Genomic DNA, 21,416 nt, shown 5'->3' with positions numbered 1-21,416 from the left:
AAAGCGGATATCCCCACCGGTATAGCTATTTTGCGGTGGGGATGTTTGCGCGTTGTGCATTTAGAAACGGAAATCGCGGATTCCCTCTTCGATCTTCTTTAAGTGGTCAGCACAGATCTCGCGAACCTTCTCCTTTGGAATATTTGAAAGTTCTGCCTGAATCAGTGCCTCACCGATCTTTTTCGTGTCCTCGGATGCATAGTCCATCAGATACTCTTTCAGCGTCATCAGTGCGTTCGGGTGACAGCAGTTCTGGATCTGTCCGCTCTTACACAGACTCATGAAGCGGTCGCCGGTGCGTCCCTCGCGGTAGCAGGCAGTACAGAACGACGGAATATAGCCAAGCTCCATCAGCCATTTCACAACCTCATCGAGTGTTCTCTGATCGGATACATCGAACTGTTCGGTGTCGGTTGGGCGAACTTCCTCCTGATAACCGCCGACAGAGGTGCGGGAACCACCACTGATCTGAGAGACGCCGAGGCGGATAACTTTCTCGCGGACTTTCTGGCTCTCTCTCGTGGAGATGATCATGCCTGTATAAGGAACGGCAACGCGGATCAGAGCACAGAGCTTTGCGAAGATCTCATCACTGATTCCATTGTCAAATGCGTTCGGATCGATGTCATCGGCATGCTTGATTCGCGGAACACTGATTGTGTGTGGACCGACACCGTGAACGGCCTCGAGGTGTTCTGCGTGCATCAGAAGACCGGCAAACTCATACTTGTACAGTTCCAGACCGAAGAGAACACCGAGACCGACATCATCGATGCCACCTTCCATCGCACGATCCATCGCCTCTGTGTGGTAGCAGTAGTCGTGTTTCGGACCAGTCGGGTGAAGTGCCTCATAGCTCTCTTTGTGATAGGTCTCCTGGAACAGAATGTAAGTGCCGATTCCTGCTTCCTTGAGTTTTCTGTAATTCTCCACGGTTGTAGCTGCAATGTTGACGTTGACTCTGCGGATTGCGCCGTTCTTGTGCTTGATGGAGTAGATTGTGTTGATGCACTCAAGAATGTACTCGATCGGGTTGTGGAGCGGATCTTCGCCGGCCTCGATTGCGAGACGCTTATGTCCCATATCCTGAAGCGCAGTGACCTCAGCGGCAACCTCCTCCTGTGTCAGTTTCTTGCGCGCGATATGGCGGTTCTTGCTGTGGTAAGGGCAGTAAACACAGCCGTTGACGCAGTAGTTGGAGAGGTAGAGCGGGGCGAACATGACAATGCGGTTGCCGTAGAATTTCTTTTTCAGCTCTTCTGCGAGCGTGTAGAGTTCCTCAATTTTTTCCTGATTTTCGCAGGCGAGAAGAACGGAAGCCTCGCGGTGAGTCAGACCCTTGCAGAGCTTTGCCTTCTCGATGATCTGGTCAATCAGCTCGAGATTGTCCTTGTTGGCTTCTGCGTATGCGAGCGTGTCAAGAATTTCCTGATGGTTGATGAATTCCTCTGCTTTCAGAGATTTTGGGTTGTATGCGTACATAATGTTTTCCTTTCTTGCAGGTCAGCGAGATCTCTACTTTTCCCTGATCGAACACGATATTTTTCAGCGTTTTTTGGGGGCTAAAAATTTTCAAAGTCAGAAATCCGGCTTTCCTGTCAGAGCATTTTCGTAATTTTATTTTTTTGATAGGAATCTTTTACTCGACTCCGATTAGACTGTCTCCGCGTGAGGACACAATGTGAAATCCCGCACTTGTGACACGGCGCTCGAGACAGCCACGACATTCGGCAGCCTCCTCACCGGTGCAGATCTTGTTGTCGTAGAGCGCATATTTTTTGCGAACTCCGACTGGTGAGAGATTCGGCATGATGACGTTTGCGCCGGAGCGAAGACCTTCCTCGCGTCCATCTGACTGTGCAGTTCCGAGTGCTGTCGTCGCAGGGAGAAGCACTTTCGGAAGCAGGAGACGGATCACGGAGAGGAGAAACAGCGTCAGCTCAACGCTTCCGGCGGACATCTCTCCGAACGGCGTATCTTTCTGTGGAAGAAACGGACCGATGCCGACCATATGGGGCTGAAACGTCTTGAGAAAGCGCAGATCCTTCACGAGATCCGCGGTTGTCTGATACGGAGATCCGACCATGAAGCCACAGCCGGTCTGGTAACCGATCCGGCGGAGCGTCTCGAGACATTTCATGCGGTTGTCAAAACTCATCTGCTCAGGATGGAGCTTCTCGTAGTGAGACTTCGAGGCAGTTTCATGGCGGAGCAGGTAGCGGTCAGCGCCGGCATCAAACAGTCGCTGATAGCTCTCCTCGCTTCGCTCTCCGAGAGACAGTGTGATCGCACAGTCCGGGTATTCGGCATGGATTGTGGAGACGATTTTCTCCATTCGCTCGTCTGTGAAATAGGGATCTTCTCCGCCCTGAAGTACAAAGGTGCGGAAACCGAGATCATATCCCTGACGGCAACAGGAGAGAATCTCGTCGAAACTCAGGCGGTAGCGGTCAGCATGTGGATTGCTACGGCGAATTCCGCAGTAGAAGCAGTCATTTTTGCAGTAGTTGGTAAACTCAATCAGTCCGCGCAGAAAGACTTCCTCATGATAGTAACGGGCACAGCACTCGGATGCCTCCTTCTTTAAAAATGCGCGGATGCGCCCATCGTCCTCGTTTCGTCCGTCAATCAGGAGACGGAGATCCTCATCGGGAAGATCGTGTTGCTGGACGAGTGTCTCGGCGAGAAGCATTAAATTTTTGGTATTCGAGGTTTTTAAATCCTTTGAGATGTTCATGTTCAATGAGTTCTTCATGATTTGACCCCCGAATAGGCCGTCTTAGAGCTAACTCCGGGCAGTTTTCCGATTTTTCCCGACAGTGCGGAGATCACCGGTTGGGGGGCATCGATCGCGATACTGATGATGCTCAACTGCTTTTGACGATAGGGAATTCCCATGCGTCCGATGATGAAAGCACGATACTCATGCAGAATGTCGTTGAGCGCTTCAACGGAATCTGAATTTTCCACAACGATTCCAATGACGGCGATCCGTGTTTCCTCAGCAGGAGACGGAGCATGTTCTGTGTGCAGTTTTGATTCTGGTGTTTTCATGTGCGACAGAGTCCTCCTGGCATATAAAGATGTTTTTAGGCTACTGTTCACACTACGGGGCATGTGCGCGTGAACAGAAACAATTTTAGAATCCAGGACGCAAAAAAGACTGTAACGATTTGTGGATTGGTAGTGTGAATCCAGATTCGCAGAATTCAAGTCAAAGTTATTTGCTGATATTCGTTGAATGGAAGCACAAAAATATCAAAGATCATAGTTACAGAATGTGAATTTTGAATAGAAAATAAAATAGGTGAACCTTTCTCCTCAAAATAGTTTCATAGTTTTTTGGCGTCAGGATACAAGGACATCGTATCATAGTGAGAAAAAGTTTGCAATAGGGAGTGCGTGAAAGTGGGGGTTAGAGCGATAGGATGTGTGCAGAGATGTTCATTGCTTTTGGGCTTTGATGTTCTTTGATGTTTTCTCTAATGATTTTTTTGTGCTTTTTCGGCTCCTCCAGCGAGAAAAGTCCCGCAAACACGCTTGCGCTCCGAGTTCCAACGCAACGGTGCGTAAGACCGCAAAATACGCGGTCTAAGCACCGGCGTTTCCAACGGGTTTGCGAGGATCTTTCTCGCCGTCGGAGCCTGTCTCCCCTTTTGCGTTGTAAACGTCTTAATGTTTGTTCTCAGTTTGCAAGAGAGAAAAGCCTGTGATAAAATAAGACTCGGACATAAGGAAGGACAACACGATAAGATGGCAGAGAACATAGAATCAATAAAAAATAACATAAATGAAAGTGGAGAGAAAAGCACAATGAAGATAGATGAAATTCAGGAACAGCTTGCGGGGGCAGAAAAAGTGTTAGTCGGACTTGGCGAGGAGTGGAAGTGGAATCGTCAGGGCGAGGATGCAAAAGAACGCCGGGAAGAGCTGGTGAGAGCATACGAGAAGCTGTATCAGATGCTTAAAAATAAAGACTATTTTATTGTGACGCTTGCAACGGATGCGCTGATCTATGAGACTTCGCTTGGAAGCAAGGCAGAGAAAGTGATTTCAACGGATAAAGAGGAAGAGGCAGTTTCCTGTCCGTCGGAGAATGCAGAGACACTTGCGGTGATGGAACGTCTGTTTCCATCCAAGAAGCGTCCGGAAGATACCAGATGGCAGAGGATTGTAGCTCCTTGTGGAAATGAGACGTGGAGACAGTGTTCCGCCGGTTGTACGAAGGACATCTGGGAGCCGGGCGAGGTCCCGAATGATATCTGTCCACACTGCGGAGCACCGCTGACCGGAAATACAGTCGAGGCAAATCCTTATATTGAGGAGGGATACCTGCCACAGTGGAATCGCTATACGCAGTGGCTGACGCACACTTTGAACCGCGAGACTTTGATTTTGGAACTGGGAGCGGGATTTGGCAATCCGGGAGTCATTCGTTTTCCATTTGAGAAGACGGCATTTTTTAACCGCAAATCGCATCTCTGCCGTGTACATGCCCAATTCCCGCAGATCACGCAGGAACTGGCAGATCGCGCAGTTGGAATTAAGGAGAATTCGGTTGAGTGGGTGAATCAGATTAAAAATTAGATATGTTTGTGCGACTTATCCCGCCGGATGAGCCGTAAAATAAAAGTGCACCGTAAAACAAAATGAGCCGTAAAACAAAAATCACAAACTCCACCTTAAATGTATAAACGAAGAAACAAAAGTTGTGAAAATAACTGGTGTGTGTTAAACTGTTGAAGTATCCGTAGTGATTGTGGCGTTTTAACGGGCGCAGAGCGGAGGGAAGATACCGTGGCAAACGTTCTGCAATCGAGAAATGTCACAGTGATAGAAAGATTAAATTTGTCCGCAGGATGTCGGGAAAGAATGTCTGGAGGCAGAGAACAGATGATAGCAATCATTGATTATGATGCAGGAAATTTAAAAAGCGTAGAAAAAGCGCTGACATCATTGGGAGAGAAACCGACTGTGACGCGTGATCCGGATGTGATTCGCAGTGCAGACAAGGTGATTCTTCCGGGAGTCGGAGCATTTGGTGATGCAATGGAGCGCTTGAAACAGTATGGACTCGTGGATGTGATTCGTGAAGTGACGGCAAAGGGCACACCGTTTCTCGGAATCTGCCTGGGACTTCAGCTTCTGTTTGAGCGGAGTGATGAGAGCGAGGGTGTGGAGGGACTTGGAATCCTTCCGGGAGAGATTCTGAGAATCCCGCCGGCAGAGGGACTCAAGATTCCGCATATGGGATGGAATTCTCTTGAAATCCGCCCGGACAGCCGTCTCTTCAAGGGCGTGGAGAACGGATCTTATGTATACTTTGTTCATTCCTACTATCTGAAAGCTAAAAATCCGGAAATAGTTGTGGCGACATCGGAGTACGGCGTTCAGATTCATGCATCGGTGGAGCACGGCAATATCTTTGCCTGCCAGTTCCATCCGGAGAAGAGCAGTCGTGTGGGACTTCAGATTTTGAAGAATTTTATCAGCCTGTAACGGACTTGGCAGAAGGGAGAACGAGATCAATGTTTACAAAGAGAATCATTCCCTGTCTGGACGTAAAAGACGGACGGGTGGTAAAGGGTGTTAATTTTGTAAATCTGCGCGATGCCGGAGATCCGGTTGAGATTGCGGAGGCTTACGATCAGGCAGGAGCGGATGAGCTGGTTTTTCTGGACATTACAGCTTCCTCGGACGGTCGTGATACGGTTGTGGATATGGTGCGCCGTGTCGCAGAGAAAGTATTTATCCCGTTTACGGTTGGCGGAGGAATCCGCACTGTGGAAGATTTCCGAAAACTGCTCAGAGAGGGCGCAGACAAGATTTCTGTGAACTCGGCTGCGATCGATCGTCCGGAACTGATCTCTGAGGCGGCAGAGAAATTTGGACGTCAGTGCGTTGTGGTCGCAATTGATGCGAGACGACGTGCCGATGGAAGCGGATGGAATGTTTACAAACACGGTGGACGGCTTGACACAGGTCTTGATGCCGTTGAGTGGGCGAGAAAGGCAGATGAACTCGGAGCAGGCGAGATTTTGCTGACGAGCATGGACTGCGATGGAACAAAGGCTGGATACGACAACGAGCTCACGGCAATCATTGCGGAGAATGTCTCCGTTCCGGTCATTGCCTCAGGCGGAGCGGGAACGAAGGAGCACTTCTATGACGCTCTGACGAAAGGAAAAGCGGACGCAGCACTTGCTGCCTCTCTGTTCCACTACAAGGAACTGGAGATTCGCGATTTGAAGGAGTATTTGAGCGGACGGGGAATTCCGGTTCGCCTGTAAAGCAAAAAACAGAACGATGTGGGAGAGTTTCGTTTCGCAATAGCAGAAACGAAAGAGCAAAAGAACAGAAGAAACGCGTAAGAAAAAAGTTACCATAAAAAATTGCAGGAAAAAATAAGATACTTGCTGTGCAGGTAGTGCAGGAAAGAAGGACGAAGAAATGGGAGCAATCGCTAACGACTGGCTGGAACCGTTGAGCGGGGAGTTTAAGAAACCATATTATCGAAAGTTATATGATACGGTAAAGCATGAGTATCAGACGAGACAGTGCTTTCCGGATCCAAATGACATCTTCAACGCATTTGAGTTTACCCCACTCTCCGAGGTGAAAGTGGTGATTCTGGGGCAGGACCCGTATCACAATGTCGGTCAGGCTCATGGGCTTTGCTTTTCTGTAAAACCGGATGTGGAGATTCCGCCGTCTCTGGTGAATATCTATCAGGAACTTCACGATGATCTGGGATGTTATATTCCAAATAATGGTTATCTTGTTAAGTGGGCGAAGCAGGGAGTTATGCTGTTGAACACGGTTCTGACCGTGCGTGCACATGCAGCAAATTCTCACCGTGGAATCGGCTGGGAGGAATTCACCGATGCGGCAATCCGTGTGCTCAATGAGCAGGACCGCCCGATGGTATTTATTCTCTGGGGAAGACCGGCGCAGATGAAGAAATCGATGTTGACGAATCCGAAACATCTGATTCTCGAAGCTCCGCATCCGAGTCCGCTTTCTGCATACCGGGGATTTTTCGGCAGTAGACCGTTCAGCAAGACAAATGCCTACCTCGAGGAGCATGGACTCACACCGATTGACTGGCAGATTGAGAATGTCTGATGAAAGAAAAACATGAAAACCATCGACAAAAAGAGTTTGTGTAAACCTGAGTAGGAGAAAAGAAAAAGGAGATTCAACCTATCATGGGACAACTGATTGAAATTTTAAAAGTAATTGTACTGGGAATTGTTGAGGGATTCACAGAGTGGCTCCCGATCAGTAGTACCGGTCACATGATTCTTGTGGATGAGATCATTCACTTAAATGTACCAGAGGATTTTATGAATATGTTCCTCGTTGTGATTCAGCTTGGCGCGATCATGGCAGTCGTCATGTTGTATTTTAAAAAGTTGAATCCGTTTGATCCGAGCAAGAGTGCCGGACAGAAACGGGCAGTTTGGCAGTTGTGGGTAAAGATTGTGATTGCCTGCTTCCCGGCGGCAGTCTGCGGTCTGCTTCTTGATGACTGGATGGAGGCACACCTCTACAATGCTTATGTCGTGGCAACGACGCTGATTGTCTACGGAATTCTTTTTATCATGATTGAGAACCGCAACCACTATACCGAGTTTCCGGTACAGCGCGTGACGCAGATTACATACAAGACGGCATTCCTGATCGGACTGTTTCAGGTTCTGTCTCTCGTTCCGGGAACTTCCAGATCTGGTTCCACGATCCTCGGCGCAATGATTCTCGGATGCTCTCGCGGAGCTGCGGCAGAGTTTTCGTTCTTCCTCGGACTTCCGATTATGCTCGGTGCCAGTGCGTTGAAATTAGTGAAATTTGGTTTCAATTTCACGGGACTTCAGATCTTTTATCTGATTCTTGGTATGGTAGTCGCATTTGGAGTTTCGGTTTATTCGATCCGATTCCTGATGTCCTACATCAAGAATAATGACTTCAAGTTTTTTGGATACTATCGAATTGTACTCGGCGTGATTGTGCTTGCATTCTTCATTGTGCGCGCACTGCTGTCCTAACAATAGCGAACAATAGCAATCAGATGGCAAAATCGGTTACCGTTTGTGCATGACTGTATGGTTGATTGCATGAGCGGTAACGCGGTTCTGCACAGGGGGGATTTGAAAAAATCGTGCAGGATTGCCACAAAAAAGAAAGGTAAAAAGAGAGAAGCGTATGAACATAAGAAGACCTCTGACCAGAAACGAACGGTTTCTGCTTCTGGCTCTGGTTCCTGTCTACTTTATTGTTGCGGGATTTATTTTGCAACCGGCAGGAGAAATTTTTGATGGGGTTTTGGCGATCGTGAGAGAGCCGGATTTCCTGATTACGGATTATTTTGTCATTGGAGGAGTGGGGGCTTCCTTTCTCAATGCGGGTGTTCTTACCCTTTTAAGCATTGCAATCCTCTATGGTCTTGGTATGGAGATGGACGGTCATACAATCACCTCCACATTTCTGATGTTTGGATTTTCCCTGTTTGGAAAAAATCTTTTGAATATCTGGATGATTCTCGCCGGTGTCTGGCTCTATGCAAAGTATCACCGGGTTCCCTTGTCAAAATATATTTATGTGGGATTTTACGGGACGAGTCTGTCTCCGATTATCACAGAGGTGATGCAGATCGGTAATTTCTCACTTCCGCAGAGACTTTTGCTCTGCGTCATCACGGGAATTACAATCGGTTTTGTCCTCCCGCCACTGAGTACCCATATGCACTTCATGCATCGTGGATATTCTCTTTATAACGTTGGATTTGCGGGCGGAATCATCGCGACCGTTATCGTTTCCCTGATGAAGTCGTTTGGAATCACGATGGAATCGCGCCTGATCTGGTATGAAGGCGACAATCTTCCATTTGTCATTTTGCTCTCCGTTCTCTTTCTCGGCATGATCCTTAGCGGATTTCTGTATGGCGGAAATATGGCATTTTTGAGGTATCAGCAGATCCTGCGCTCCTATGGGCTTGGCGGAACGGATTACTATAAGGAGTGGGGCGCACCGGCAACGATGATCAATATGGGCATTAACGGCATGACAGCGATGGGATTTCTGATTGCGACGGGCGTGCATCTGAATGGTCCGACGATCGGAGGAATTTTCACGATTGTCGGCTTCAGCGCGACGGGAAAACATCTGCGAAACATTCTTCCGGTCATGACCGGAGTTGTGTTTGCGAGTGCAGGAAAGGTGTGGTCGATCACTGATCCATCTGCAAGTCTGGCACTTCTGCTCTCGACGACGCTTGCTCCGATCGCCGGGGAGTTTGGCATTTTTGCGGGGATTCTCGCGGGCTTTCTTCACTCATCTGTGGCGCTCAACGTCGGAATCGTGTACGGTGGAATGAATCTTTATAACAATGGATTTGCGGGCGGAATTGTGGCGGCATTTCTCGTTCCGGTCATCCAGTCCGTGCGCTCGAGAAGGGCGCGCGCAAAGTCCGGCTGGTCGCTGTAAATCAGAGTGGATGTTCCACTTTTCGATAGGCTGGAGTATCATAATTTTTTGCGAGTCTCTGTATCCCAAGAAAGATCGAAAAAGACAACTTGGGATACAGAGACTCGTATTTTTTTATGAAAAATCACAAAATAACGTAACTAGACAGCAGATTTTTACATAGAAATTTCTCTTTTTCAGGCGTATACTGAGAACAATTGAAACGGATCTTGCCAATTAAGCAATTGTAAAGTGGGAAGATTTTGTGGCAAGAAATATGTGATGGACTGGGGAGGAATTTGCATGGTTTACGGAGCAATCAAACAACTGGTACAGTATGGTCTGGATACGGGGTTAATCACAGACACAGACGCAATTTATGCGCGCAATCAGATCCTTGATGCTCTTCATATGGAAGAATATGAGGAGCCGGAAAATGATCCTGGCAAGGGAAAACTCGAGGAAATTCTGAAAGAACTGCTTGACTATGCGTGCGAGAATGGGGTGATTGAGGACGGAATCGCAAGCAGAGATCTGTTTGATACGAGACTGATGAATTGCCTGATGCCGAGACCGTCAGAGGTGTCTTCAACATTCTGGAAACTTTATGAGGAGAAAGGACCGGAGAGTGCGACGGAGTATTTTTACAAGCTGAGTCAGGATTCTGACTATATCCGTCGGTATCGCGTGTGCAAGGACCAGAAATGGGTGACTTCCACGCCTTACGGGGATCTCGATATCACGATCAATCTCTCAAAACCGGAGAAAGATCCGAGAGCGATTGCAAAGGCAAAGCTCGCAAAACAGAGCGGATATCCGAAATGCCTTCTGTGCATGGAAAACGAGGGATATGCAGGACGTTTAAATCATCCGGCGCGAAACAATCACCGCATCATTCGCCTGACGATCGGCGGAAAGCGCTGGGGCTTCCAGTATTCCCCTTATGTTTACTACAATGAGCACTGCATCGTGTTCAACGGAGAGCATGTGCCGATGAAGGTCGAGAGAGAATCCTTCGTCAAACTGTTTGATTTCGTTAAGCAGTTCCCGCACTACTTCCTCGGATCGAATGCAGATCTTCCGATCGTCGGCGGTTCGATTCTCAGCCACGATCATTTCCAGGGTGGTCATTACACATTTGCGATGGCGAAAGCTCCGATCGAGAAGCATGTCAAGATGGCGGGATTTGAGGATGTCGAGGCAGGAATCGTCTACTGGCCAATGTCCGTTCTGCGTCTGCGTGGAAAAGATCCGGATCGCCTGATTGACCTCGGAGACAAGGTGCTTCGGACATGGCGCGGGTACACGGACGAGTCTGCGTTTATCTTTGCCGAGACGGACGGAGAACCGCACAACACGATCACGCCGATTGCGAGAAAGAACGGAGCTCTCTATGAGCTGGATCTCGTTCTGAGAAACAACATCACGACCGAGGAGTTCCCGCTTGGCGTTTACCATCCGCACCAGGAGCTTCATCACATCAAGAAGGAGAACATCGGTCTGATCGAGGTTATGGGACTTGCCGTTCTCCCGTCGAGACTGAAAGATGAGCTTGCACTTCTCGCTGATTACATCGTCGAGAAGAAAGATATCCGGAGCAATGAGAGCATTGAAAAACATGCAGACTGGGTCGAGAAATTCCTCCCGAAATATGAATCGATCACGAAAGAAAATGTCGATCAGATCCTGCGCGATGAGGTCGGCCATGTCTTTGCCCGCGTGCTCGAGGATGCCGGTGTGTACAAGTGCACGCAGAAGGGGCGGGAAGATTTCCTGCGTTTCCTGACGACAGTAGGATTTACAGTATAACAACCATGCAGGTGGAAAATGAGTTTTCTACAAGAAAAAGATTGTGAAACTTGCAGGAAAAATGGTGTTGGAAATTGTTGGCGCTTCGATGTATAGTGGGTGATAAATAAAAGCACATTAAAAAATATATCAGAGAGTCAGACGAGAACAGCAAAGAGGCTATTGCAGAATAAGACGGAGTAAATCCGGAAACGAATTCTGCGGTAGCCTCTTTTTCTTTCTCTATTTGATTGATTTGATTTAGTTGGTGAAGGAGGAGATCACAATGGAGGAGAAGAAGAGAAATACCGCAGATCTTCTGGTTGAGTGTCTGGAAGAGGAAGGCGTAGAGTACATATTTGGAATTCCGGGTGAGGAGAATCTGGCGGTGATGAATGCATTAAACGATTCTAAGATCCGCTTCATCACGACGAGACATGAGCAGGGCGCAGCGTTTATGGCGGATGTCTATGGACGACTGACCGGAAAAGCGGGTGTGTGTCTGTCCACGCTTGGACCGGGCGCGACAAACCTCGTAACCGGCGTCGCAGATGCAGACAGTGACGGTGCTCCGCTTGTCGCAATCACCGGTCAGGTGGGAACGGAGCGCATGCACATCACAGGTCATCAGTTCCTTGATCTGACAAAGATGTTTGAGCCGATCACGAAGCGGACAAAGATGGTCGTTCGCCCTGACACAATCGGTGAAATCGTGCGACTCGCATTTAAGTATGCGGAGGGAGAGAAGCCGGGTGCGACTCACATCGATCTTCCGGTCAACGTTGCAAAGATGGCAGTCGATGATTCTGAGAAACCGCTTCACAAGAAGATTGCACCGAAGGAATATGCGGAGCTTGACACGGTTCAAGATGCAGCGGGACTGATTTTCCAGGCGCAGAATCCGGTAATTCTCGCCGGAAGCGGAGTGGTTCGCGGTCATGCCTCAAAGGAGCTCACCGAGTTTGCTTCCAAGCTGAAAATCCCGGTGGTCAACACGATGATGGCAAAGGGCGTAATTCCGTTTGACAATCCGTACTCGATGTGGACGGTCGGAATTCCGCAGAGGGATTACGAGAACAAGATTCTTGAGGAGGCAGATCTCGTCATTGCAGTCGGATACGACATCGTTGAATTTGCCCCGGCAAAATGGAATCCGAAGGGCGAGACAAAGATTGTCCATGTCGATATGCGTCCGGCACACATCAACAAGGTTTATCAGCCGGATGTCGAGGTTGTCGGAGACATCGCAGATTCGCTGAATCAGATTGCGAGAAGAACGGGGCGCCACAAAGAGCCGGAGCAGGCACTTGCAATCCGTGCGAGAATGGTCGCAGAGCATGAGTCATATGCAAATGACAATTCCTTCCCGATGAAACCGCAGAGAATCCTCAACGATGTCCGCAAGGTCATGGGACGCGAGGATATCGTGATCTCCGATACCGGTGCCCACAAGATGTGGATTGCGCGTCATTACAACTGCTATGAGCCGAACACCTGCATCATCTCAAATGGATTTGCGACGATGGGAATCTCTGTTCCGGGAGCAATCGGAGCCAAGCTCGTTCATCCGGACAAGAAAGTGCTTGCAATCAGCGGAGACGGTGGATTCATGATGAACTGTCAGGAACTTGAGACTGCAAGAAGAGAGGGAATCCCGTTTGTAACTCTGATCTTTAACGATTGTAGTTACGGTCTGATCAAGTGGAAGCAGATGGATCAGTACGGAAAGAGCTGTTATGTCGATTTCACGAACCCGGATTTCGTGAAATTTGCGGAGAGCATGGGCGCGATCGGATACCGGATTGAGAAGGCAGAAGATTTGATTCCAACGCTCGAGAAGGCATTTCAGCAGAGTGTTCCGGTCATTATCGACTGCCCGGTAGACTACTCCGAGAACACGAAATTGACCGCTCACTTGAAGCAGTTGATGGAGGAGCTGTAACAATTCTTTTTAGAAATGTTTTATTTGTAAAAGAAAGGGATGTCTTTGCATCCTTTTCTTTTTGTGTTATGATTCAAACGTGCGACAAAATAAATATGCAGGAATGAGTTTTTTTATTCATAAAATTTCTGCAAATACCAATTTGAAAGGAAGGTTGCACGAGGAAAAATAACTGTGAGGGTACGAAACAGTTATGAAGAATAAAAAAGAAAATGGATGGTAAGACAACATGGAAAAAGACAGAAAAAAATCTCTGGTGAGTAGTATGCTCCTGATGCTGACCGCCCTGATCTGGGGCGTGGCGTTCGTGGCGCAGAGTGAGGGAATGAACTATGTGGGCGGATTTACATTCAATGGAAGCCGTTTCCTTGTGGGAGGAATCGTGCTTTTGCCGTATCTTTTATTGACGAAAAAGAAGAAAACTGGAGAGAGTGCACGGGAGAGGGAAGCGCAGAGATCACGCCTGAAAACCGGTGTGATCGGAGGAATCTGCTGTGGATGTTTTCTCTGCCTTGCGAGCAGTCTTCAGCAGTTTGGAATCGCGTACACGACCGTCGGAAAAGCCGGATTTATCACGGCACTTTATATCGTGATTGTCCCGTTACTTGGACTTTTTATGCATCACAAAGTTGGACTCAATATCTGGCTCAGCGTTTTGATTGCCTCCGCAGGCATGTATTTGCTCTGCATCACCGAAGAATTTTCGATCGGTCGCGGAGATCTTCTCGTGTTCCTGTGCGCGATTGGATTTTCGATGCATATTCTGGTCATTGATCACTTCTCTCCGAAGGCAGACGGAGTCGTGATCTCCTGCGTCCAGTTCTTTACGGCAGGGCTTATCTCCGTTGTATTGATGTTTGCATTTGAACAGCCATCATGGAAGGGAATTCTGTCCGCGTGGATGCCGATCCTGTATGCAGGTGTGATGTCGTCCGGCGTCGGATATACGCTTCAGGTAATTGGACAGAAGGATCTCGATCCGACGGTTGCCTCCCTGATTATGAGTCTGGAATCCGTATTTTCCATGCTTGCCGGATGGGTGATTCTCGGACAGAAAATGTCCGCACGCGAACTGTTGGGCTGTGCCCTTGTATTCGGTGCGATCATTCTCGCGCAGATTCCGGTGGAGAAACTGCGAAAGGCGTAAAAATGTGTAGGCGAGATCACAGGATGCCATTATTTGGCGTGTCTAAAAGGCAACGACGATGACGAGCAAAATAAAAAAGTAAGGAGAATAAGTTGTGGGTGTTGCGATTGCATTAAGGGATGCATGGCTGTTTGAACAGGCGGACGACAAGTCTGGACGGGCGGATCAGATTCTGTCCGGTTGGGCAGTCTGGTGCGATGATCCTGAGACACAGAGCACGAAACTGTCTGAGCAAGACGCGATGGACTGGCAGAAGAGTCGATATGTCCATGTCGTGACGCACTATGGATATCAGGGGTGGATGCGTACTTCAGATCTTCGGCCGTGTTCCGAGAAAGAGTGGAGACTGCGCCAAAATCTCGAAGTCTTAGCATTATCGGGAACAGAAGAATTGTTGCAATCATCCGCACCATTTTGCTGGATTGGAGTCCGGGAGGCAGACATTCTCTCAGCCCCTAAAGTTCAGGCAGAAATCCTTGAGACGCTGACGCGCACTTCGATCGTGCAGGTAATAAAGCGTGATGAGGTGGACGGATGGAGCAGAGTCCGCACCGCTTCAGGAACGGAAGGCTACCTTCACACCGTATTTCTCACGGAGCGCCGTGACCATGATCGATTCCTGCTGGAGCGGTCAGAAGGATTCTTTTTTCAGGATTTTTTATCTAGGAGAGCAGAATTGGTGCAGGAAAAGATCAAGTTTCCGGAGATGGAGACAAATCTGCAAGTGTGGGAACAGGAACTTCGCCATGCCTTAACAAACAGTGCACTCCGTTATCTGGGAACGCAGTACCGCTGGGCAGGAAAGAGCTCGCAGGGAGTCGACTGCTCCGGTCTGCTGTTTTTATCGTATATGGAAAATGGAATTCTAATCTATCGAGACGCAAAAATGGTAGATGGATTTCCGATGCGCCCGATTGGGCGAGACGAACTTGCCCCCGGCGATGCAATCTATTTTCCGGGTCATGTCGCAATGTACCTGGGCGATGGAAAATTTATTCACGCCACTGCATACAAAGAGAATGCGGGAGTCTGCATCAACAGCCTGAATCCGACCGATAGTGATTACCGGGAGGATCTAGTAAATTCGATTACGGGATACGGGAGTATATTTGTAAACGAGTGATTTTTATATTTATCTTAATGGTGATTCAACGAAAAAACTGAAATCCGATAGCAAAGATAAATATTGAGAGTGAATGGAGTAACGTGCATGAAGTAAAAGATAAAAGTAGGCGACGGAAGGCGAGAAAGTCCTGCAAACCCGTATGAAGCGTCAGTGCTTAGACCGTGTATTTTACGGTCTTATGCACTGCTACGCTGAATCCGGAGCGAGAGCGCGTTTGCAGGACTTTACTCGCTGGAGGAGCCGGACTAAAGAAGCCAGACTGGAGGAGCCAGACTGGAGAAAACAAAATAGAGAAGCCCAAAAAAGAGCCTTGCTCGGAACGGGATTATTGATGCAATCCATTCCGCACAAAGCTCTTTTCTTATTTTCCCTAAATTTACGAAAGCGAAGAAAGTCGAACTTACTTATTCTCGTTCTTCTTGTTCTCAGCCATCATCATTGCGCGAACCTTTAACGGCAGTCCGAACAGGGTGATGAAGCCAGATGCATCGTGGTGATCGTAGAGATCGCCGGTTGTGAAGGATGCAAGAGACTCATTGTACAGAGAGTACGGAGAAGTGGTTCCAGCCTTCATGATGTTGCCCTTGTACAGTTTGAATTTCACTTCACCGGTTACATACTCCTGGGTCACATCCATGAATGCCTGGATTGCCTCGCGGAGCGGGGTGAACCATTTGCCCTCGTATACGATCTGAGCGAAACGGTTGCCGAGATCCTTCTTCAGATCCATCGTAGCGCGGTCAAGAACGAGCTCCTCGAGCTGTTTGTGAGCTTCCATCAGGATTGTTCCACCAGGAGTCTCATAAACGCCACGGGACTTCATACCTACTACACGGTTCTCTACAATATCAACGATACCGATTCCGTGCTTGCCACCAAGCTCATTGAGCTTGCGAATGATATCGGAAACCTTCATCTTCTCGCCGTTTACGCTGGTCGGGATACCTTTTTCAAAGGTCATTGTCACATACTCGCCCTTATCCGGTGCTTTCTCCGGGGTTACGCCCAGAACCAGCATGTGCTCGTAGTTCGGCTCATTTGCCGGATCCTCCAGCTCAAGACCCTCATGGCTGATGTGCCATAAGTTACGGTCACGGCTGTAACTGTGGCTGTGATCAAACGGAAGATCAATGCCGTGCTGTTTGCAGTAATCGATCTCATCCTCACGGGACTGGAGAGTCCAGATGTCGGTCATTCTCCACGGAGCGATGATCTTTAGATCCGGAGCCAGTGCCTTGATGCTCAGCTCAAAACGAATCTGATCATTTCCCTTACCGGTAGCACCGTGGCAGATTGCAACAGCGCCCTCCTTGCGGGCAATGTCAACCAGACGTTTTGCGATAGCCGGACGCGCCATAGAGGTGCCGAGGAGATATTTGTCCTCATAAACAGCGTCTGCTTTTACGCAGGGCATGATGTAGTTGTCGCAGAAATCGTCGGTAACATCTTCAATATATAATTTGGAGGCGCCGGATAATTTTGCTCTCTCATCCAGACCATCCAGCTCGTTGCCCTGACCGCAGTCTACGCAACAGCAGATAACATCATAGTCGAAATTTTCTTTCAGCCACGGAATAATGGTGGTGGTATCCAGACCGCCGGAATAAGCTAATACAACTTTCTCTTTCATAATCGAAAATCCTCCTCGGTATCGTTGTTTTCATTCGTTTGGACTTCATAAATATACAACACTTTTCGCGATAATGCAAGTGGAAAATTCATTTTATTCAAAAAATACTTGCATAATATGCATTACAGATGTATAATTATGAAACCGCACCGAGCAAGACAATCTCTTTTGCATCTGCCGTTTCCTTTACATTATCGATGTGGGAGCACAGGAACAAAGAAGTACGAAAACGGAGAAAAAGAAGAGATAAAGATAAGAATAGACAGAAACAGCGCGGGAATCCGCTTTGTACAGAAATAAAGAATTTGGAAAAGGGTCTTTTCTTATTAGGAAAAAATAACTATAATGGAACAGAAAAGAACGCGATAACGATTTCTCGCAATATGGAACCGTTACAGAAAATGCATGATTATGAGAGGATGAGGAAAATGATTAAAGTCGGAATTATCGGAGCAACCGGATATGCCGGTGCAGAACTGGTCAGACTGCTTCTGCAAAGAGAAGACGTGGAGATTGTCTGGTATGGTTCCCGAAGCTATGTAGGACAGGATTTTGCCTCTGTGTATAGAAATGTAGTTCATCTGACGGATGAGCCGTGCAAGGATGATGATATGGCAACGCTCGCTGAGATCGCAGATGTGATTTTCACCGCGACTCCGCAGGGCTTCTGCGCATCCCAGGTGACCGAGGAGATTCTCTCCAAGACAAAGATCATCGATCTGAGCGCAGACTTCCGTATTAAAGATGTGAATGTTTATGAGAAATGGTACAAGATCTCTCATGCATCCCCGCAGTTTATCCCGGAGGCAGTCTACGGACTTCCGGAGATCAACCGCGACAAGATCAAGAATGCACGCCTGATCGCAAATCCGGGATGCTACCCGACCTGCTCCTTCCTTTCGGTTTACCCGATGGTAAAGGAAGGTCTTGTAGATCCGAACACGCTGATCATCGATGCAAAGTCCGGCACTTCCGGAGCAGGACGTTCCGCAAAGGTCGACAGCCTCTACTGTGAGGTCAATGAGAGCATGAAGCCGTATGGCGTTGCAACTCACCGCCACACACCGGAGATTGAGGAACAGCTCTCCTACGCTGCCGGAAAGCCGGTGACGATCAGCTTCACCCCGCACCTCGTTCCGATGAACAGAGGAATCCTGGCAACCGCATATGCGACGCTGACAAAGCCGGTGACGACGGAAGAAGTCAAGGCTGTTTACGACAAGTATTATGGAAATGAGTACTTTGTCCGCGTGCTGAAACCGGGTGAGGTTCCGCAGACGCGCTGGGTAGAGGGAAGCAACTTTGCCGATGTGGCATTTAAGATTGATGAGCGCACAAACCGTATCGTGATGATGGGTGCGATTGATAATATGGTAAAGGGAGCAGCCGGACAGGCAATGCAGAATATGAACCTGCTGTTCGGACTTCCGGAGAACACCGGACTCAAGCAGATCCCGGTATTCCCGTAAGCTCCCACAGGATCGTGTGCCGAGCGTTTTCGTTTTAATTAATTTTTGTTTTCATTAATTTCATTAATTTAGTTAATTAAGTTAATTAAGGAAACTGTTCGGCGCCGGAAAGGAAGATTTCGGGAGAACCGGAATACAGGAAGAAATTCATGGCAGGAACGATGAGCATCCTCGTGCGGGAGATGACCCCGGAGGATTATGACAAGGTATATGAACTCTGGAACAGCATCCAGGGATTCGGAATCCGCTCGATCGATGACTCGAGAGAGGGCGTGGAGCGTTTTTTGAAGCGGAATCCGACGACGAGCGTGGTGGCTGTGCAGAACGGCAGAATTGTCGGAGCGATTCTGTGCGGTCACGACGGGCGCACCGGATTTTTCTATCACGTCTGTGTGGCAAGTGATTATCGAAATCGCGGAGTGGGTCACCGGATGGCACACTTTGCGATGCAGGCGCTGAGAGCGGAGGACGTCAACAAGGTAAGTCTCGTTGCCTTCAAGAGCAATGCGCTGGGAAATGAGTTCTGGCACAATGTGGGCTGGCAACGCCGGGACGATATGAATTATTATGATTTTGTTTTAAATGAGGAGAACATCACGAATTTTATCCGTTAGAAAAAAGATAAAAAACGTGTTGTGAGAGATCTTACGAAAGATGTTAATCTGGGATTGAGGTACATCATCAGGGAGGAAACGATATGAAAATCATAGAAGGTGGAGTAACCGCGTCAAAGGGATTTGAGAGTGCATCTACGGAGGCAGGAATCAAATATAAAAACAGAAAAGATATGGCGATGATTTACAGCCAGACACCGTGTAAGGTAGCAGGAACTTTTACGACAAACATCGTGAAGGCTGCCCCGGTTAAGTGGGATCAGAAGATCGTGAAGGAGTCCGCATTTGCACAGGCAGTTGTAATCAATGCAGGAATCGCAAATGCCTGCACAGGCGCAGAGGGACTTGGATACTGCGAGAAGACCGCACAGGCAGTTGCAGAGGTTCTGGCTGTTCCGACCGATGCGGTTCTCGTCGCATCAACCGGTGTCATCGGCATGCAGCTCCCGATTGAAAAACTGGAAAACGGAATCAAGGCGATGGTTCCAAATCTTGACGGAAGCATTGAGAGCGGTACCGAGTCTGCAAAGGCAATCATGACGACCGACACAAAGAAGAAGGAAGTTGCCGTTCAGATTGAGATCGGTGGAAAGACCGTGACCGTCGGCGGCATGTGCAAGGGATCCGGAATGATTCACCCGAATATGTGCACGATGCTCGCATTTGTGACGACGGATATCGCAATCTCCAAGGAGCTTCTTCAGGAGGCTTTGAGCGAGGATATCAAGGACACCTACAACATGATTTCTGTTGACGGCGATACCTCGACGAATGATACCGTGCTTCTGCTTGCAAACGGAATGGCAGGAAATGCGGAGATCACCGAGAAGAACGACGATTACAAGGAGTTCTGCAAGGCACTCAACTACGTCAATGAGACGCTTGCAAAGAAGATGGCAGGAGACGGCGAGGGTTGTACGGCTCTGTTTGAGGTAAAGATTGTCGGCGCTGAGACGAAGGCACAGGCAGTGACGCTTGCAAAGTCCGTCATCACCTCAAGTCTGACGAAGGCAGCGATTTTTGGTCACGATGCAAACTGGGGAAGAATCCTCTGTGCAATGGGATATTCCGGTGCACAGTTTGACCCGGAGAAAGTCGACCTCTATTTTGAGAGCAAGGCAGGAAAGATGCAGATCATCAAGGACGGCGTTGCACTTGATTACAGCGAAGAGGAGGCAACGAAGATCCTCTCCGAGCCGGAGGTGACTGCAACCGCAGATGTGAAGATGGGAGACGCAACCGCGACTGCGTGGGGATGCGATCTGACGTTTGACTATGTAAAAATCAATGCCGATTACCGGTCCTGACCTGAAAGGAGCCCCTTTATCATGAGTATGGAATTTAGTGAAATCAGTGAGATGCAGAAAGCGGAAGTCCTGATCGAGGCACTTCCGTATATTCAGAGATTTAACCGCAAGATCATCGTTGTAAAATACGGCGGAAGCGCAATGGTGGACGAGCATCTGAAACATCAGGTGATTCAGGATGTCGTTCTTCTGAAACTCGTAGGATTTAAGCCGATCATCGTGCACGGCGGTGGCAAGGAGATCAGCAAGTGGGTCGGAAAAGTCGGAATGGAACCGCATTTCGTCAACGGCCTGCGTGTGACGGATGAGCCGACGATGGAGATCGCCGAGATGGTGCTCAACAAGGTCAACAAGAGTCTTGTCCAGCTCGTCAATGAGCTTGGCATCAAGGCAGTCGGCATCAGCGGTAAGGACGGCATGATGCTCAAGTGCAAGAAGAAATATTCCAAGGGCGAGGACATCGGTTTTGTCGGTGACATCACAGAGGTTGACCCGCAGATCATCTATGATCTCCTTGAGAAGGATTTCCTGCCGATCATCTGCCCGATCGGATTTGACGATGAGTTCCAGAGCTACAACATCAATGCGGACGACGCAGCATGTGCAATCGCTCGCGCTGTCAAGGCAGAGAAACTTGCATTCCTGACGGATGTCGAGGGCGTTTACCGCGACTTCGAGGACAAGTCTTCCCTGATTTCCGAGATGACTGTCGATGAGGCACAGGAGTTCGTATCCGGCGGTTCTCTCGGTGGAGGCATGCTCCCGAAACTTCAGAACTGCATCGATGCCATCAACAACGGCGTATCCCGCGTACATATTCTTGACGGAAGAATCGCACACTGCCTGCTTCTTGAGATCTTCACGAACCGAGGAATCGGAACCGCAATTCTGAAACACGGAGCAGAGCGCTACTGCCATGAGGAAGCAGGTC

At 48.6% G+C, this 21,416-nt stretch carries 17 protein-coding genes and 1 pseudogene; 14 read left to right on the top strand and 4 right to left on the bottom strand.

Annotated elements, in window-relative coordinates:
* Nucleotides 1–60: 60 nt before the first annotated feature.
* From hydG to ACR0QT_RS10420, 3 genes are all read right to left on the bottom strand, one after another.
* Nucleotides 61–1,482, bottom strand: coding sequence for a [FeFe] hydrogenase H-cluster radical SAM maturase HydG (gene hydG / locus ACR0QT_RS10430; protein ID WP_432630720.1), 1,422 nt, complete (start codon nucleotides 1,480–1,482; stop codon nucleotides 61–63).
* A 157-nt stretch (nucleotides 1,483–1,639) separates the two neighbouring features.
* Nucleotides 1,640–2,692 (bottom strand): [FeFe] hydrogenase H-cluster radical SAM maturase HydE, encoded by a 1,053-nt coding sequence (hydE, locus tag ACR0QT_RS10425; RefSeq protein WP_432630726.1) that lies wholly within the window; start codon nucleotides 2,690–2,692, stop codon nucleotides 1,640–1,642.
* 59 nt (nucleotides 2,693–2,751) lie between these two features.
* Nucleotides 2,752–3,054, bottom strand: coding sequence for a TM1266 family iron-only hydrogenase system putative regulator (locus tag ACR0QT_RS10420; protein WP_432630719.1), 303 nt, complete (start codon nucleotides 3,052–3,054; stop codon nucleotides 2,752–2,754).
* A 759-nt stretch (nucleotides 3,055–3,813) separates the two neighbouring features.
* Here ACR0QT_RS10420 and ACR0QT_RS10415 point away from each other — a divergent pair.
* From ACR0QT_RS10415 to ACR0QT_RS10370, 10 genes are all read left to right on the top strand, one after another.
* Nucleotides 3,814–4,587, top strand: a complete 774-nt coding sequence (locus ACR0QT_RS10415) for a hypothetical protein (RefSeq protein WP_432630718.1) — start codon at nucleotides 3,814–3,816, stop codon at nucleotides 4,585–4,587.
* A 306-nt stretch (nucleotides 4,588–4,893) separates the two neighbouring features.
* Complete coding sequence (hisH, locus tag ACR0QT_RS10410; protein ID WP_432630717.1) at nucleotides 4,894–5,499, top strand: imidazole glycerol phosphate synthase subunit HisH; 606 nt, start codon at nucleotides 4,894–4,896, stop codon at nucleotides 5,497–5,499.
* Nucleotides 5,500–5,528: 29 nt separating this feature from the next.
* Nucleotides 5,529–6,290, top strand: coding sequence for an imidazole glycerol phosphate synthase subunit HisF (gene hisF, locus ACR0QT_RS10405; RefSeq protein ID WP_432630716.1), 762 nt, complete (start codon nucleotides 5,529–5,531; stop codon nucleotides 6,288–6,290).
* 160 nt (nucleotides 6,291–6,450) lie between these two features.
* Complete coding sequence (locus ACR0QT_RS10400) at nucleotides 6,451–7,125, top strand: uracil-DNA glycosylase (protein WP_432630715.1); 675 nt, start codon at nucleotides 6,451–6,453, stop codon at nucleotides 7,123–7,125.
* An 83-nt stretch (nucleotides 7,126–7,208) separates the two neighbouring features.
* Nucleotides 7,209–8,045, top strand: a complete 837-nt coding sequence (locus ACR0QT_RS10395) for an undecaprenyl-diphosphate phosphatase (protein WP_432630714.1) — start codon at nucleotides 7,209–7,211, stop codon at nucleotides 8,043–8,045.
* Between the two features lie 157 nt (nucleotides 8,046–8,202).
* Nucleotides 8,203–9,483, top strand: coding sequence for a DUF1576 domain-containing protein (locus tag ACR0QT_RS10390; RefSeq protein ID WP_432630713.1), 1,281 nt, complete (start codon nucleotides 8,203–8,205; stop codon nucleotides 9,481–9,483).
* A 282-nt stretch (nucleotides 9,484–9,765) separates the two neighbouring features.
* Nucleotides 9,766–11,271, top strand: coding sequence for a UDP-glucose--hexose-1-phosphate uridylyltransferase (gene galT, locus ACR0QT_RS10385; protein WP_432630712.1), 1,506 nt, complete (start codon nucleotides 9,766–9,768; stop codon nucleotides 11,269–11,271).
* 265 nt (nucleotides 11,272–11,536) lie between these two features.
* Entirely contained in the window at nucleotides 11,537–13,192 is a 1,656-nt protein-coding gene (locus ACR0QT_RS10380) for an acetolactate synthase large subunit (RefSeq protein ID WP_432630711.1), read from the top strand.
* A 229-nt stretch (nucleotides 13,193–13,421) separates the two neighbouring features.
* Complete coding sequence (locus ACR0QT_RS10375) at nucleotides 13,422–14,339, top strand: DMT family transporter (RefSeq protein WP_432630710.1); 918 nt, start codon at nucleotides 13,422–13,424, stop codon at nucleotides 14,337–14,339.
* A 94-nt stretch (nucleotides 14,340–14,433) separates the two neighbouring features.
* On the top strand, nucleotides 14,434–15,462 hold the full coding sequence (locus tag ACR0QT_RS10370) for a C40 family peptidase (protein WP_432630709.1): 1,029 nt from the start codon (nucleotides 14,434–14,436) through the stop codon (nucleotides 15,460–15,462).
* Nucleotides 15,463–15,865: 403 nt separating this feature from the next.
* Here ACR0QT_RS10370 and ACR0QT_RS10365 read toward each other — a convergent pair whose 3' ends face one another.
* Nucleotides 15,866–17,095, bottom strand: coding sequence for an argininosuccinate synthase (locus ACR0QT_RS10365; protein WP_432630708.1), 1,230 nt, complete (start codon nucleotides 17,093–17,095; stop codon nucleotides 15,866–15,868).
* A gap of 428 nt (nucleotides 17,096–17,523) precedes the next feature.
* On the opposite strand from ACR0QT_RS10365, the gene argC reads away from it, so the two are divergent.
* The 4 genes and pseudogenes from argC to argB all read left to right on the top strand — a co-directional run.
* On the top strand, nucleotides 17,524–18,564 hold the full coding sequence (gene argC / locus ACR0QT_RS10360) for an N-acetyl-gamma-glutamyl-phosphate reductase (protein WP_432630707.1): 1,041 nt from the start codon (nucleotides 17,524–17,526) through the stop codon (nucleotides 18,562–18,564).
* Nucleotides 18,565–18,713: 149 nt separating this feature from the next.
* The gene (locus tag ACR0QT_RS10355) at nucleotides 18,714–19,178 is read left to right on the top strand and encodes a GNAT family N-acetyltransferase (RefSeq protein ID WP_432630706.1); all 465 of its coding nucleotides are present in this window, start codon (nucleotides 18,714–18,716) and stop codon (nucleotides 19,176–19,178) included.
* Between the two features lie 83 nt (nucleotides 19,179–19,261).
* Nucleotides 19,262–20,485, top strand: coding sequence for a bifunctional glutamate N-acetyltransferase/amino-acid acetyltransferase ArgJ (gene argJ, locus ACR0QT_RS10350; protein ID WP_432630705.1), 1,224 nt, complete (start codon nucleotides 19,262–19,264; stop codon nucleotides 20,483–20,485).
* Nucleotides 20,486–20,512: 27 nt separating this feature from the next.
* A pseudogene (gene argB, locus ACR0QT_RS10345) lies at nucleotides 20,513–21,403 on the top strand (acetylglutamate kinase); the annotation flags it as partial.
* Between the last annotated feature and the right edge of the window lie 13 nt (nucleotides 21,404–21,416).

This window comes from Brotaphodocola sp., assembly GCF_050873365.1.
Lineage (GTDB): Bacteria > Bacillota > Clostridia > Lachnospirales > Lachnospiraceae > Brotaphodocola.
This window is presented reverse-complemented; position numbering and strand designations above follow the sequence as displayed.